Here is a 14,850-nt window from a genome sequence, read left to right on the forward strand (position 1 = left end):
CGGGAAGGGGTGGCAGGGATGCGGGATGACGTGCCGCTGGTGCAGGACATCGTCCTTGTGGGCGGGGGGCATGCGCATGCCCTCGTGCTGCGGATGTGGGCGATGGACCCCTTGCCGGGGGTGCGGCTGACGGTGGTGAACCCGAACCCCGCCGCGCCCTATACGGGGATGTTGCCGGGGCTGATCGCGGGGCATTACCGGGCGGAGGAGATCATGATCGATCTGGTCCGGCTGGCGCGGTTCGCGGGGGCGCGGGTGATCCTTGACCGGGCGGTGGGGATCGACCGGGAGGCGCGGCGCATCCTTCTGGGGGGTGGGCGGGCGCTGCGCTATGACATCGCCTCGGTCGATGTGGGCATCGGGTCGGACCTGCCCGAGGTGCCGGGCTTTGCCGCCCATGCCGTTGCCGCCAAGCCGCTGGGCGATTACGCGCGGCGCTGGGAGCGGTTCGTGGCAGAGGCCCCGCCGGAGCCTGCGCTGGTGCTGATCGGGGCGGGGGTCGGCGGGGTGGAGTTGGCGCTGGCGTCAAGCCATCGGCTGCGGGCGGCGGGGCGCGTGCCGCGGATCACGCTGCTGGAACGGGGCGGGGCGGTGCTGCCCAATATCGGCGCGCGGGCGCGCGATGTGCTGTTGCGGCGGCTGGCTGCGGAGGGGATCGCGCTGCGGACGGGGGTGACGGCGGCGGCGGTGGGGCCTGACCATGTGCTGCTGTCGGACGGGGCGCGGGTGGCATCGGATTTCACGCTGGCCGTGGCGGGCGCGCGGGCGCAGGGCTGGCTGCAGGGGACGGGGCTTGTGTTGCAGGACGGGTTCATCGCGGTGGATGCGCATCTGCAAAGCTCTGACCCCGCGATCTTTGCGGCCGGGGATTGCGCGCATCTGACCCATGCGCCACGCCCGAAGGCCGGGGTCTTTGCGGTGCGCGAGGCGCCGGTCCTGTTGCACAATCTGCGGGCGGCGGCGTTGGGGCGGCCCTTGCAGGCCTATCGGCCGCAGCGGGATTACCTGAAGCTCGTCTCGCTGGGCGGGCGGGAGGCGGTGGCGGACAAGTTCGGGCTGCGGTCGGGGGGGGCGTGGCTGTGGCGGTTGAAGGACCGGATCGACCGGGCGTTCATGGCGAAGTTCGACGCCTATCCGGCGATGGCGCGGTCCTTGCCGGAGCCTGCTGTGCGGGGCTTGGCCGAGGCGATGGGGGACAAGCCCATGTGCGGCGGCTGCGGGGCGAAGGTGGGGGCGGGGGCCTTGGGCGATGCGCTGCGCGCCTTGCCGCGACCGATGCGCGGAGATGTGCTGGCGGGCGCGGGCGATGATGCGGCGGTGTTGCGCCATGGCGGGGGGGTGCAGGTGATCACCACCGATCATCTGCGCGCCTTTACGGCGGATGCGGGGCTGATGGCGCGGATCGCGGCGATTCACGCGTTGGGCGATGTCTGGGCGATGGGGGCCGCGCCGCAGGTGGCGCTGGCGCAGGTGACGCTGCCGCGCCTGTCGGCGGCGATGCAGGCGGACATGCTGGCCGAGGTGATGGCGGCGGCGGGCGAGGTGTTCCGCGCGGTGGGGGCGGATGTGGTGGGTGGCCATACGACCGTCGGGGCGGAGTTGACCATCGGTTTCACCGTGACGGGGCTGGCCGTGATGCCGGTCAAGAAAGGGGGGGCGCGTCCGGGGGATGTGCTGATCCTGACCAAGGCGCTGGGAACGGGCGTGATCATGGCGGGCGAGATGGCCTTGGCGCGGTTGCCGGGGGGGATATTGGGCGAGGCGGTGGCTGGGGCGTTTTCGCAGATGGGGCGGATGCAGGACCGGGCGGCGGCGGTGCTGGCCCCGGTGGCCCATGCGATGACGGATGTGACGGGGTTCGGTCTGGCGGGGCATCTGCTGGAGATGCTGGAGGCATCGGGCTGTTCGGCGCGGCTGCGGCTGGAGGCGGTGCCCGTGCTGCCGGGGGCGGAGGCGCTGGCGGGGCAAGGGGTGGAAAGCTCGCTCGCGCCGGCGAACCGGGCGGCGGTGGCGGGGCGGATGACGGGTGGGATCGGGGCGCGGGGGGCGCTGTTGTTCGATCCGCAGACGGCGGGGCCGCTGTTGGCGGCGGTGCCGGGGGAACAAGCGGAGGCCGTGATCGCGGCGCTGGCGACGGCGGGGGAGGCTGCGGCTGTGGTGGGTGTGGTGGAAGAGGGACCGGCCTTCCTGCGGGTGGTGTGAGGGGGGCGAAATCTGGCACAGATTTCGCGACGATTTCTGCACGCAGAAATCGGTGGGTTGATGGGGCGTGACGGGTGGGGGCCGGAATTTGTGTCAAATTCCGGGGCGGTTTCTGTGTCAGAAACCGCTTTGGCGACAGGAATGGGTCGCCTTCGGGGGTGATCTTGGCCGCGCTTCGCATTAGGTGCCGGACGGAAGAAACCGGCAGGCAGGACGATGGCGTATTTTCTGGGCGTGGACACCGGCGGCACCTACACCGACGCGGTGATCGTGGACGAGGCCGCGACGAAGGTGATCGGGTCGGCCAAGTCGCTGACCACGCGGGGCGATCTGGCGCTGGGCGTGGGACGGGCTGTGGATGCGGCGCTGGCGCAGGCGGGGGTTGCGCCAAGCGAGGTGGCGCTGGTGTCATTGTCCACCACGCTGGCCACCAATGCGCTGGTCGAGGGGCAGGGGGGGCGCGTTGCCCTCGTCTTCATCGGATTCTCCGATGCCGATCTGGAGCGGGGCGGGCTGGTGGAGGCCTTGAAGGGCGATCCGGTGATCCGGCTGGGGGGCGGGCATAACCATGCGGGGATCGAGGCCGCGAAGCTGGACCTTGCGGCGCTTGAGGCGGAGGTGGCGGCGCTGGCGGATCAGGTGATGGGGTTCGCGGTGGCATCCAGTTTCGCGACGCGGAACCCGGCGCATGAGGTGGCGGCGCGCGACGTGATCCGGCGCGTGACGGGGCGGCCCGTGACCTGTTCGCATGAGCTGTCGGCCAATCTGAACGGTCCGAAGCGGGCTTTGACCGCAGTGCTGAACGCGCGGCTGATCGGGATGATCGACCGGCTGGTGGCGGCCTGCGAGCGGCATCTGGAAGCGGTTGGGATTGCCGCGCCGCTGATGGTGGTGCGGGGGGACGGGGCGCTGATTTCGGCGGCGATGGTGCGGGAGCGGCCGATCGAGACGATCCTGTCGGGGCCTGCGGCCAGCATCGTGGGGGCGCGGTGGCTTACCGGGGAGAAGGATGCGCTGGTCTCTGACATCGGCGGGACGACGACGGATGTGGCGCTGTTGCGAGACGGGTTGCCCGAGATCGACCCGCAGGGCGCGCGGGTGGGCGGCTTCCGCACCATGGTGGAGGCCGTGGCGATGCGGACCACGGGGCTGGGCGGTGACAGCGAGGTGCATCTGATCACCGAGGGCTTGGATGGCGGGTTGCGGCTGGGGCCGCGGCGGCTGGTGCCCGTATCGCTGCTTGCGGTGGAGCATGGGGCGATGGTGCATGCGGCGCTGGATCGCTGGCTTTCGGCTGAGGCGGTCGGGGAATTCGACGGGCGCTTCGCCATTCCGATGGGCGGGAATGCCGGGGGCCTTGGCCCGCGCGATATTGCGGTGTTGGGGCGGTTGGTGCAGCCGATGCCAGTGGGGCAGGTTCTGACGTCACGGCTGGAGGTGGCGGCGCTGGAGCGGCTGGTGGCGCGGGGGCTGGTGATGATCTCGGGCGTGACGCCATCGGATGCGAGCCATGTGCTGGGGCGGCTGTCGGCATGGGACGGGGCGGCGGCGGAGAAGGCGGTGCGCCTGTTGGCGCGGCGGCGGAACGGGCGGGGGGAACGCTTCGCGCCGGACGCTGCAACGCTGGCGCAGGGGATTGTCGATCAGTTGACGGCGCAGACGGTGGATTGCCTTTTGGAAGCGGCCTTTGGCGAGGATGCGGGTTTTTCGGGCGAGGTGCCGGAGGTGCTGGCGCGGCATCCGCTGATGGCGGCAGGGCTGGCGCGGCATCGCGGCATCGTGGAGATTTCCGCGCGGTTGGGCGTGCCGGTGATCGGGTTGGGCGCCTCGGCCCCGTCCTATTACGGCGCGGTTGGGGAGCGGCTGGGGTGCCGGATGGTGCTGCCGGAGCATGCGGGGGTGGCGAATGCCATCGGCGCGGTGGTGGGGCAAGTGAGCCAGCGTGTGACGGGGCTGGTCAGCAGCCCGGCGGAAGGGCGGTTTGTGGCGCATCTGGCGGAGGGGCTGAAGGCCTTTGGCGACAGGGAGGCGGCGCTGGCGGCGATGGAGGCCGCGCTGGTGGCGGAGGCGGTCGAGCGTGCGAAGGCCGCAGGCGCGGAAGAGGTGCAGGTGCGCGTGACGCGGGATGTGCGCGAGGCGGAGGTCGAGGGGCGGTCGATGTTCATCGAGGCGACGGTGAGCGTGACGGCCTCTGGCCGCCCGCGCGTGGCGCATGGGTGACGGCGGGACATGTCGGATGGTGGCTTGACGCCACCTTTGCGAGTCTGTAGGGACCACGCCAGTGGCTAGGTAGCTCAGCTGGTTAGAGCACATGACTCATAATCATGGGGTCGGGGGTTCGAGTCCCCCCCTCGCCACCAATTAAATCAAACACTTGTGCGCGTGGGGCTAAGGGCGGAAGCCACCTTTTGCAGGGCATGTGCAGTTTTATGGGCCCTGAATGCATCCGATGCCGGTCGTGGCAGGGTAGCCAAGCCAATTCGTGATCTGGAAGGCGCGCGAATTCTGTCCATTGAAGAGGCGGGCGGTACCGTCACCCCGGTGACATTGTCGGCCGCGCCGTGAAGACGTGTCATTCCGCATCGAACGCCAGCGCCCGCACGGTAGCGTTCGCCGTGGCGAACCCGGCTGCCGGGAACATGGCGACCACCTTCCCCGTTGCCAGCAGTGGCATCGCCGCATTCCGACGTTGCGTTGGGGCTTTCTTGGCCCTTGCCGTCCTGCTGAAATCGACAGGCCACAGATGCTGGCTCACCTCCAGCGGCTGGCATGGGACCGCAGTGGCCAGGATCTGCACATGCCCGCATCCCCTTTTCCGGCCGGCAATCCGGGCAGCGGGGTCCGTTTTCTGGCACCTTGCCGCTATGTGCGCAGCAAGGTCGTCAGCGTATGGAGCAGGTCCCGCTGTTTGAACGGTTTGGCGAGGTGCGTGTCGAACCCGCCCATGATGTAGTCGGCAACCTGGTTCGGCATCGCATTCGCCGTCACCGCGATGGCTGCGACGGGTTTGCGCCGCTGTTCCGCCTCTTTGCTGCGGATCATCGCCAAGGCGCCCAGACCATCCAGCACCGGCATGCTGATATCCAGCAGGAGAAGGTCGAAGGGCTGGCCCTGCTCGACGGCCTTGGTCCAACTGGACACCGCCTCCTGCCCGTTCCCCACCGTGGATACCTTCACGCCAGTCTGTGCCAGCATCTCTGACAGGACAAGGCGGTTGGTTTCGTTGTCATCCGCCACCAGCAGCCGCTTGCCTGCGAGGATCGCCGTATCCTCGACGGCCTCGGTCTCCACCACAGGCCCCTTTCCCTCGGGTGCCTCGGGCAGGGGAAGGATGACCCGGACCTCCGTGCCTTCGCCGGGGCGGCTTTGGATCGTGATCATCCCGCCCATCAGCAGGATGAGCTGCCGCACGATGGATAGACCCAGACCCGTTCCGCCGAAGCGGCGCGCCATCGACCCGTCGGCCTGTTCGAAACTCTCGAAGACCCGGGAGAGTTCCGCCTCGGTCATGCCAACGCCGGTGTCGCTTATGTCGATTGTGACGGGCTTTCCGGGACGACAGGACAGTTTCACGCGCACATGGCCATGTTCGGTGAACTTGATCGCATTGCTCAGAAGGTTGTTCAGGATCTGGACAAGCCGATGCGGGTCACCCATGCGGGGCTGGTCTGCGCCGGCGCTGATGAAGACCTGCAGATCCAGCCCCTTCTCCTCGGCCTTCACGCGATGAAGCGCCTCCACCTGACCCAAGATCTCGGACAGCACGAGAGGCACCGTCTCGATGTCCATCTTGCCGGCCTCGATCTTCGACATGTCGAGGATCGAGTTCAGCACCGTCAGCAGCGTCTCGCCCGATTGGCGGATGGTGCCCACCATGCGCTGGGCCTCTGCCGTGGTCACATGGGCCTGCAGGATCTCTGCCATGCCCAGAACACCGTTCAGGGGCGTGCGGATCTCGTGGCTCATGTTGGCAAGGAAGATCGACTTGGCCCGGCTCATCTCCTCTGCCTTGGCCCGTGCCTCTTCCAGTTGCGACGACATCCGGACGAGGTGATGCGCGGCAAGGTAGAGAAGCCCACAAATCAGGGCGAACCAGACCAGCAGGATCGGTGTGAGATGCCCGATCATGTCGCGCCCCGGCGCGTAGCCCTGCCAGTTGAACCAGATCACCGTCACCCCGTCAGAACCCGCAAGGGGCACGCCATGCATCTGCCCTTGGGGCGGCGCGTCGGAGAAGGCCGGATCGGCAAGTTCCATGGGCGCCGCGATGCGCCGCGCGAAGGTTTCGTCTAGATACTGCACCGCAACATGCAGATATTCCGTGCCGGGTTCCTGCACGATGTCCCCCGAGTCCGACAGGACGGGGACGACGCTGATCAGCGCGGGCTGGCCGCGAAGCCGTGCGATCTCGGACACATAAAGCGTCTCTGGGCCTTCCGTATCGGCATCCTCGTTGGTGGCGAAATTCGCCTCGACCGAACGAAGACGCCCGACAAGGGCAGATATCTGGGGTTCCACATCGGACATGACGGCAGGATCGACGGTCATCCCGCCCTTGGCCACATAGATCGGCCGCCCCTCTGGCGTCAGGACATAGCTTTCGTCATGGCCGAAATAGTCCTGCATCCAGACGCCCAGATTCTCTTCGAAGAAACGCCTGTCGCGCGCGACCACCGCCGTGATCGAGTCATCCCAGATGGTCGAGCTTTGCTGTTCGACGGCCAGTTCCCGGCGTTCGGCATAGATCGCCCGCAGGACCAGCCGTCCCTCGCGCGCCGCCGCCTCGTTGTCGATGACCATCATCGCACGGACGGCCACCCCGATGCTGCCCAGCATGGCCAGCAGGCAAAGACCGAACAGCATCGCGACAAGCTGGGTCGAGAAGGACTGAGCTTTCCACGCGCGGAGCAATCTGGCCTCTATCGGGAATCGTGGATCGGGCGATGGGAAACCCGATGTTCCAAAGCGGGTCAAACCGATAATCTTGCTTACCAGAACGGCAAAGTTGTGACGACTTTACTCCGTGGGCATCTGGTGATGTCAAATTCTGGTTCATATTTGTGAATATGATGAACCGCGCTTCTTCGGTGCCATCGTTGATGTGCTTGGCCCGTCACGCTGAGCGAAACTTGAAGGCTCTGCCTGCGGGCGGCCCAATGTCGAGGATCGGACCAGCCCCTTCTGGTCATCATTTCTCGCCATCAGGATCAACCAAAATCGGGCTAGGGTCATCGTCATAGGGTCTGTTGTTCATGTCGGTCACGGGATGTCGTCCGGGACCCGTGGGCTCAGGGGCATTGACCTGCGTCAAAGTCGTATCCTGCAGTTGCCTTATCGTCAGGCCACGGGTGGAAACTGGGGAAGGCCGTGGGCTTGGACGGGGTGATCATCGAGGCGCGGGGTCTGACCAAGACTTACCGGAATGGTCCGGCGGAGGTGCATGCGCTGCGGGAGGTGGATTTCACCGCGCGGCGGGGCGAGTTCGTCGTGGTGCTGGGACCGTCGGGATCGGGGAAATCCACCTTTCTGAACATCCTTGGCGGGATAGACAGGGCCACGTCGGGGCATGTGCTGTTCGACGGGCAGGATCTCACGACGCTGGGTGACGCTGCGCTGACGCGCTATCGGCGGGATCATGTCGGGTTCGTCTTCCAGTTCTACAACCTTGTGCCCAGCCTGACCGCGCTGGAAAACGTGGCGCTGGTGACTGAGATCGCCGCCCGCCCGATGCGCCCGGAGGAGGCGCTGGAAATCGTGGGGCTTTCGTCGCGACGGGGGCATTTTCCGGCGCAGCTTTCGGGGGGCGAACAGCAGCGGGTCGCGATTGCCCGCGCCATCGCGAAACGGCCGGAACTGCTGTTCTGCGACGAGCCGACGGGCGCCTTGGACAGTGCGACGGGGGTTCTGGTTCTGGAGGCGCTGGAGCAGGCGAACAGGTCGACGGGGGCGACGACCCTGATCATCACGCATAATGCGGCCATCCAGCAGATCGCCGACCGCACGCTGCGCTTTGCCGATGGGCGCATCGTGGAAGAGGTGACGAATGCCGCCCGCAAGCGGCCGGATCAGGTGTCATGGTGATCCCGCCCCTGCGGCGCAAGGCGCTGCGCGACCTGAGGCGGCTGTGGGGGCAGGCGCTGGCCATCGCGCTGGTGCTGGCGGCGGGGGTGGCGACGCTGATCCTTGGGAGCGGGGCGCATCGCGCGCTGACCGAGACGCGGGACAGGTATTACGCCGATTACCGTTTCGCCGACCTGACGAGCGATGTGGTACGGGCGCCAATTGCCCTGATGGAGGAGGTCAGTGCCATCGAGGGCGTGGTACAGGCGGAGCCGCGCATCGTGAAGCTGGGACGGCCAGAGATGCAGGGGATGGTCGAGCCGGCCTCTGTCCTGCTGGTGACCGTGCCGGGTGAGGGCGGACTGAACCGGCTGCATCTGCGCGAAGGGCGGCTGCCGCAGGCGGGGGTGGCGGATGAGGCGGTGGTGTCGCAGGATTTCGCCGCCGCGCACGGGCTGCGGCAGGGATCGCGGCTGGCGGTGGTGATGAACGGCAAGCGGCGGGTGCTGGCGGTGACGGGTGTCGCCCTGTCGCCCGAGTTCATCTATGCGCTGGGTCCCGGCGAGATGATGCCCGATCCGCGCCGGTTCGGCGTGGTCTGGCTGCCGCGCGCGACGCTTGAGCAGGCCTATGACCTTGAAGGAGCGTTTTCCAACCTCGTGCTGCGGCTGGCCCCCGGCGTGCCGGATACGCGTGTCATCGCGGCGCTGGACCGATTGACCGCCCGCTATGGCGGGGGCGGGGCCACGGGGCGGGCGGAGCAGACATCGCATGCCTTTCTGGATGCGGAGTTAAAGCAACTGGGGGCAATGGTGCGGGTGCTGCCGCCCATTTTCCTGCTGGTGGCGGCGATGCTGGTGCATATGACGCTGTCGCGGCTGATCACGCTGGAGCGGGAGCAGATCGGGCTTTTGAAGGCCATCGGATACGGGCCGGTGCAGATCGCACGGCACTATCTGGAATTCGTGCTTCTGATCGCGGTGTTCGGCATCCTGCTGGGATTTGCCGCCGGAGCATGGCTTGGGGCGGGGCTGGCGGAGATTTATGCGCGGTTCTTCTCGTTCCCGTTCCTTGTGTTCGGGACGGATCTTCGGGTCTATGGGGTGGCGGCGCTGGTCACGTTGATCGCTGCGGTGGCGGGGGCGCTGCAATCGCTGCGCGGGGTGCTGGCCTTGCCACCTGCTGTGGCGATGGCCCCGCCGGCGCCTGCGGATTACCGGCAGGGAGGCGGGGGCCTGCTGCTCCGCGTCCCGCTGCGGCAGACCGCGCGGATGGTGGCGCGGCATCTGCTGCACTGGCCGTTCCGCACGCTGTCGAGCGTTCTGGGCATGGCGATGGCGGTGGCGATACTCGTGGCGTCGCTTTGGTCCTTCGGGTCAATCGACCACATGATCCGGGTGACCTTCAACCTTGCGGAGCGGCAAGATGTGAAGATGGTCTTCGTCGCGCCAAAGGCGATGCGGGCGCTTGAGGATGTCCGGCACATGCCGGGGGTAATGGCGGCGGAACCTTTCCGGATGGTGCCGGCGCGGCTGACCAAGGGCAGCAGGTCCAAGCGTCTTGGCATCGAAGGGCGGTCGGGCGATGCGCGGCTGTCGCGGATGCTGGCCCCGGACCTGCGGCCTTTGCCCCTGCCCGAGGCGGGACTTGTCGTGAGCGAGGCGCTGGCCGAGGCGTTGGCGCTGCGGACAGGGGACCGGGTAGAGGTGGAGTTCCTGGAGGGCCGCCGCGCGCGGGTGGAAGTGCCGGTGAGCGGGATCTCGATCGGCTATGTGGGCCTTGGCGCGGCGATGGAGATTGGTGCGCTTGGGCGTGCGACGGGGGAGGGGCCGCTGATTTCAGGGGTGAACCTGATGTTGGACGAGGGGCAGGGGAGGGCGTTCTTTGCCGCCGCAGCCGCCGCGCCGGGGACGGGGTTTCTGAATGTCACCGATCTGACCGTGTCGCGCTTTCGTGCCACCTTGGCCGAGAACATCACTCTGATGATCACGGTCTATGTCAGCCTTGCCGCCATCATCGCGCTGGGGGTGGTCTACAATTTCTCGCGCATCGCTCTTTCGGAACAGGGGCGGGAACTGGCGAGTCTGCGGGTGCTGGGCTTTACCCGCGCGGAGGTGGCGGGGGTGATCCTGATGGAGCTTGCCGTGGTGGTCCTGCTGGCGCAGCCTTTGGGCTGGCTGATCGGCCATGGCATCGGGCTTGCGATGGTGGCTGCGTTCTCGTCGGACCTGTATCGCGTGCCCTTTGTGATGGGACGGGAGGTCTATGCCACGGCCAGCCTCATCGTCATTGCCGCCGCGCTGCTTTCCGCCCTTGCCATCAAGGGGCGGATCGACCGGCTTGATCTGATTGCAGTCCTGAAGACAAGGGAATGACCATGCGCCGCCTCTCCGCCTTTGCCGCCATCGCCGCCGTTCTGGCGCTGCTTCTGTGGGTCTTCCGGGCCGATCCGGTGGCTGTGGAGACCGGTGCGGTGACGCGGGGCGAGGTGACCGTGGGGGTGGAGGTGGAGGGCGAGGCGCGCATCCGCGAGGTGGTCGTGGTGTCGGCGCCCATCGCGGGGCTGTTGCAGCGCGTCACGCTGCATCCCGGGGATGTCGTGGAGGCGGGGCAGGCGGTGGCGCGGATCGGGCCGGTTTCGCCCGCGCTTCTGGATGCGCGGGCGCGGGCCATCGCAGAGGCCACGGCGGCGGCGGCTGATGCCGCGGTGGAATTGGCGCGAAGCCAGTTGGTGCAGGCGGAGGCCGCGCGGGATTTCGCAAGGACCGAGGCGGATCGCGCCCGTGCGCTGTTCGCCCGCGCGGCGCTGTCGCAGCGTCTGCTGGATGATGCGGTGCTGGCCGAGCGGACGGCGGAGGCCAGCGCCGACAGCGCCCGCGCCAACCTTGCCGTGCGCGAGCGGGAAAGGCAGAGCGCGGAGGCGATGCTGAATGGCGACGGTGCAACCGATGGCACCTGCTGCATCGCGGTGACGGCCCCTGTCGCGGGCAGCGTGCTGCGGGTGCTGACCGAGGATGAGCAGGTGGTGCAGGCCGCCACCCCCATCCTTGAGATCGGCAATCTTGGCGAGATGGAGATCGTGGTGCATGTCCTGTCGCAGGATGCCGTGGATATCGTTGTGGGGGCCGAGGCGGTTGTGGCGGGCTGGGGTGGGCCTGACCTTTCGGCGCATGTGGAGCGTATCGAACCAAGCGCCAGCACAAGGATTTCCGCGCTGGGGATCGAGGAGCAGCGTGTGGAGGTGCGGCTGTCGTTGTCAGAGGTGCCGCCGCCCACCCTTGGTCACGGGTTCCGGGTCACGGCGCAGATAACGCAGGAGCGGGCGGAGGATGTGCTGCGGGTGCCTGTGGCAGCCTTGTTCCGGAATGGCGGGGACTGGGCCGTCTATGTGGTGGTGGATGGCCGCGCAATGCTGCGCCCGGTCGTCCTTGGCCGACGGAACGCGGAACTGGCCGAGGTGGTGGAGGGTCTGGACGAGGTGGCGCGTGTCATCCTGCATCCGGCGGATGAGGTGCAGGACGGGGTGCGGGTCGCCGAGTGACCGCAGGGGCCGGGGGTCACGGTGTGTGCCCCGTCAATCGTAGGGGATGTTCTCGCGGAAGATGACCTGCAGCCGTGGCGGGATGAAGTTGTAGGATTTTCCTTGCGTGGCGGCGGCGAGGAGGTTCAGCGCCTCGCGCGCTTCGACTCGGGCGTTTTGGTCGATCACCGCATCCATTGTGCCCTCGAGCAGGAGGCGTTTGTTTCCTTCGGTCGCATCGTGGCCGATCAGGATGACCTCCTGCGCGCGACCTGCCTCGGTGAGGGCGCGGGCGATGCCCTGCGTGCCGCCGCCCACGTTGTAGATGCCCGCCAGATCGGGGTGCAGTTTCAGGAGCGACTTCGCCTCCTGATAGGCGCGTTCGCGGTCGTCGAGGACCTCGCGCATTTCGACGATGTGGATGTTGCGGAATTCGTCGCGCAGGATGCTGCGGAAGCCCATCTCGCGTTCCTCGTGCCCGCGATAGGAGAGGGACCCTGCGAACATGGCGATGTTCAGGGGTTTCTGCGCGGCAAGGAGGCGGCCCATCAACTGACCCGCAAGCCGCCCGGCCTGACGGTTGTCGATGCCGACATAGGCAAGGCGTGGCACGCTTTGCACGTCGGAAGCCAGCGTGACCACCGGCACACCGGCGCGGTCGAGGCTGCGGAGGGCCTCGCGCACGACGGGATGGTCCTGCGCGATCAGGCCGATTCCATCGGCCAGCCCCTGCAGTTCGGACAGGCGCGCGGCGACGGTGGTGGGGTTGAAACCTTCGAGTTCTTCGATCCGGAGATCGATGTCGGGGCGTTCGGACGCCTGCTGTTCCAGTTGCTGTGCGAGGAGCTTGATGAAGCTGTTGGTACCCGCCGGCAGCAGGAAGACGAGGGTGGCACGCTGGATGACGCTGCGCACGTCCGGCGGCAGGTCCGATTCGGTCACGTAGCCAAGGCGATGGGCGACGGACATCACCACGTCGCGCGTGCGGCGGCGCACGCCGTCGCGGTTGTTCAGGACGCGGTCGACCGTTGCGGCGGACACGCCCGCCTCGCGGGCGATGTCATGCAGGGTGACGCGGTTGTTCATCTTGCGCTCCGACCGGGTTCTTTCCTTTACCTGCCATTGAATGGGCGATGTGTAAATGATGATCTTTGATGTATTTTGATGTTATGCGTTGGAGGGTTTTGGTTTCTTGTCTGTCTCCCCTTGAGTGAGGGTTGTTTTTGAAGCGGTGTACATCAGAAATCTGAGGGAAATCCAAGATTTGGCAAGAGAAAGCGTCATTTTGATATTTTTATGCGCTGTGAAATGATTATTTTTGAGTTGACCTATTGCTTTATGTCATCAATATTCCTCATCCGGGGCGTCGGGAGGGGCGGACCCGATAGGGAGGGATGAAATGACCAATCAGAACCGCGTTTCGCGGCGCCAACTGCTGACGACCGGTGGCAAGCTGGCCATCTATGGCGCGGCGATCGGGATCGCGCCGCGCTTCATCCGGCCGAGCCGCGCCGAGGGGGCGGATGCGCTTGCCCCCGGCATGATCGGCGGACCCACCGGCTTTCCGGGGTGCGAGCGTTACCAATACGGGCCGGACACGCCGGAGGGGCGCGCCATCGAGGCCGCGAAGGCGTTGAAGGGGGCGGGCAAGGCCCCTGCCAAGATCGTGGTCGGCCTGTCCGACGGGTCGATCGGCCAGTTGACCCAGCCCTTCCCGGCGGGCGCACCGTCGATCAAGGAATTGTGGGAGAAGGAAACCGGCATCGAGATCGAGATCGTGGGCCTGCCGAACGGGCAGGAATTCACCAAGACGATGCAGGACATTTCCACCAAGGCGGGCGGGTTCGACATCTATTCGACGGATTGGAACCGTCTGGGGGATCTGGCGGAATCGGGCGGGATCGCGAAGCTGGATGATTACGTCGCGCAGCACCGGCCCGAATGGGATGATGCCGAGCGCGGTTATGTCGGCGGGGCGCAGGGCGTGGCTCTGCTCAACCAATATCGCGGGTCGACCTACGGCGTTTCGCTGGATGGTGATTTCCAGACATGGGTCTATCGCAGCGACCTTCTGGGCGATGCGGCGGAGCAGGCGGCGTTCAAAGAGACCTACGGCTATGATCTTGCGCCGCCGCGCACCTGGAAGCAGTTGGACGATGTGGCCACCCATTTCCACCGCCCCGACAAGGGCATGTTCGGTTGCACCGATCTGCGCAATCAGGGCTGGGGCTATACCAACTGGTATCAACGCTATGCGAGCATGGCCTCGCCCAACCAATTCCTGTTCGGCGATGACGGCGTGCCGTTGATCGCGGGCGAGCAGGGGATTGCGGCGACGCAGGAATATGTCGCCTCGCTTTCCTATCATTCGCCGGATGCGGTGAGCTGGGGCTGGCCGGAGCAGTATGGCAGCTTCGGCAGCGGGAATACGGCGATCACCTGCGCCTTCTCGAACCTGCCGAAGTTCCTGGACAATGCGGGCAACAGTGGGTCGGTCGTGACCGGCAAGGTCGGGTCGATGCTGCCGCCGGGGCGCGAGATCGACGGCAAGATCGTGAGCCGTTCGGTGCTGTGGTTCTCGTTGACCGGGATGGTCAGCGCGCAGTCGCAATATCCGGAAGTGGCCTATCTGCTGTTGCAGTGGTTGGGATCGAGCCGGATCTATTCGTGGATGACGGCCAATCCGGGCGGGTATTTCGATCCCTTCCGCCTGTCGGATTTCAGCGATCCCTTGGTGCGCGAGACCTATCACGGCTATCACATGGACGTGGTGCGCGAGACGGTGGCCCGCACCGTGCCGTCGATCAACTATCCCGGCGCGACGGCGTTCCACAATGCGCTGGACGAGAACCTGATGGCGGCGCTGACGGGGGCCAAAACGGCCGAGCAGGCGATGGCCGATGCGGCCGACGAATGGCAGAAGATCACCCGCCGCACAGGCGAGGAGAAGATCATCGAGGCGGTGCGGGCCAACAAGGCGGCATGGCCCACGGTTCTTGATCCGGTCTGATCGTGACGGGCCGGGGCGCCCTGGCGTGCCCCGGCCGACAAATCCCGAAAGTTGATCT

8 protein-coding genes and 1 tRNA gene are annotated in these 14,850 nt (G+C 66.8%); 7 read left to right on the forward strand and 2 right to left on the reverse strand.

Annotated elements, in window-relative coordinates; translation table 11 throughout:
* Positions 1–18: 18 nt before the first annotated feature.
* From selD to TabM4_RS02065, 3 genes are all read left to right on the forward strand, one after another.
* Entirely contained in the window at positions 19–2,202 is a 2,184-nt protein-coding gene (gene selD, locus TabM4_RS02055) for a selenide, water dikinase SelD (RefSeq protein WP_434617703.1), read from the forward strand.
* 216 nt (positions 2,203–2,418) lie between these two features.
* Positions 2,419–4,422 carry a hydantoinase/oxoprolinase N-terminal domain-containing protein gene (locus TabM4_RS02060; RefSeq protein ID WP_434617706.1) on the forward strand — a complete coding sequence of 668 codons (2,004 nt, stop codon included), beginning with the start codon at positions 2,419–2,421 and terminating at the stop codon, positions 4,420–4,422.
* 63 nt (positions 4,423–4,485) lie between these two features.
* Positions 4,486–4,562, forward strand: a tRNA-Met gene (locus TabM4_RS02065).
* A gap of 502 nt (positions 4,563–5,064) precedes the next feature.
* On the opposite strand, the gene TabM4_RS02070 is transcribed toward TabM4_RS02065, so the two are convergent.
* A complete protein-coding gene (locus TabM4_RS02070) occupies positions 5,065–7,113 on the reverse strand; it encodes an ATP-binding protein (protein WP_434617709.1) in 2,049 nt (682 codons plus the stop codon).
* 456 nt (positions 7,114–7,569) lie between these two features.
* On the opposite strand from TabM4_RS02070, the gene TabM4_RS02075 reads away from it, so the two are divergent.
* Genes TabM4_RS02075 through TabM4_RS02085 form a run of 3 tightly spaced genes read left to right on the forward strand, consistent with a single transcriptional unit; the run spans position 7,570 to position 11,803 of the window.
* Positions 7,570–8,283: an ABC transporter ATP-binding protein gene (locus TabM4_RS02075; RefSeq protein ID WP_434617712.1), complete on the forward strand. Its 714-nt coding sequence runs from the start codon at positions 7,570–7,572 to the stop codon at positions 8,281–8,283.
* The gene (locus tag TabM4_RS02080) at positions 8,277–10,637 is read left to right on the forward strand and encodes an ABC transporter permease (RefSeq protein WP_434617716.1); all 2,361 of its coding nucleotides are present in this window, start codon (positions 8,277–8,279) and stop codon (positions 10,635–10,637) included. Before TabM4_RS02075 ends, TabM4_RS02080 begins: the two co-directional genes overlap by 7 nt.
* Entirely contained in the window at positions 10,634–11,803 is a 1,170-nt protein-coding gene (locus TabM4_RS02085; RefSeq protein WP_434617719.1) for an efflux RND transporter periplasmic adaptor subunit, read from the forward strand. The genes TabM4_RS02080 and TabM4_RS02085 overlap by 4 nt, the downstream gene beginning before the upstream one ends.
* Positions 11,804–11,836: 33 nt before the next feature.
* Here TabM4_RS02085 and TabM4_RS02090 read toward each other — a convergent pair whose 3' ends face one another.
* Complete coding sequence (locus tag TabM4_RS02090; RefSeq protein ID WP_434617722.1) at positions 11,837–12,868, reverse strand: LacI family DNA-binding transcriptional regulator; 1,032 nt, start codon at positions 12,866–12,868, stop codon at positions 11,837–11,839.
* A gap of 313 nt (positions 12,869–13,181) precedes the next feature.
* Here TabM4_RS02090 and TabM4_RS02095 point away from each other — a divergent pair, with 313 nt between their 5' ends.
* The gene (locus TabM4_RS02095) at positions 13,182–14,792 is read left to right on the forward strand and encodes an extracellular solute-binding protein (protein ID WP_434617725.1); all 1,611 of its coding nucleotides are present in this window, start codon (positions 13,182–13,184) and stop codon (positions 14,790–14,792) included.
* The last annotated feature ends 58 nt before the right edge of the window (positions 14,793–14,850 follow it).

The organism is Tabrizicola sp. M-4 (assembly GCF_051132405.1).
Classification (GTDB): Bacteria; Pseudomonadota; Alphaproteobacteria; order Rhodobacterales; family Rhodobacteraceae; genus Paragemmobacter.

Bases quoted from the DNA above. Each gene is read 5' to 3' on its own strand.
- selD (WP_434617703.1), top strand. From the start codon at position 19: ATGCGGGATGACGTGCCGCTGGTGCAGGACATCGTCCTTGTGGGCGGG.
- TabM4_RS02060 (WP_434617706.1), top strand. From the start codon at position 2,419: ATGGCGTATTTTCTGGGCGTGGACACCGGCGGCACCTACACCGACGCG.
- TabM4_RS02080 (WP_434617716.1), top strand. From the start codon at position 8,277: ATGGTGATCCCGCCCCTGCGGCGCAAGGCGCTGCGCGACCTGAGGCGG.
- TabM4_RS02085 (WP_434617719.1), top strand. From the start codon at position 10,634: ATGACCATGCGCCGCCTCTCCGCCTTTGCCGCCATCGCCGCCGTTCTG.
- TabM4_RS02090 (WP_434617722.1), bottom strand. From the start codon at position 12,868: ATGAACAACCGCGTCACCCTGCATGACATCGCCCGCGAGGCGGGCGTG.
- TabM4_RS02095 (WP_434617725.1), top strand. From the start codon at position 13,182: ATGACCAATCAGAACCGCGTTTCGCGGCGCCAACTGCTGACGACCGGT.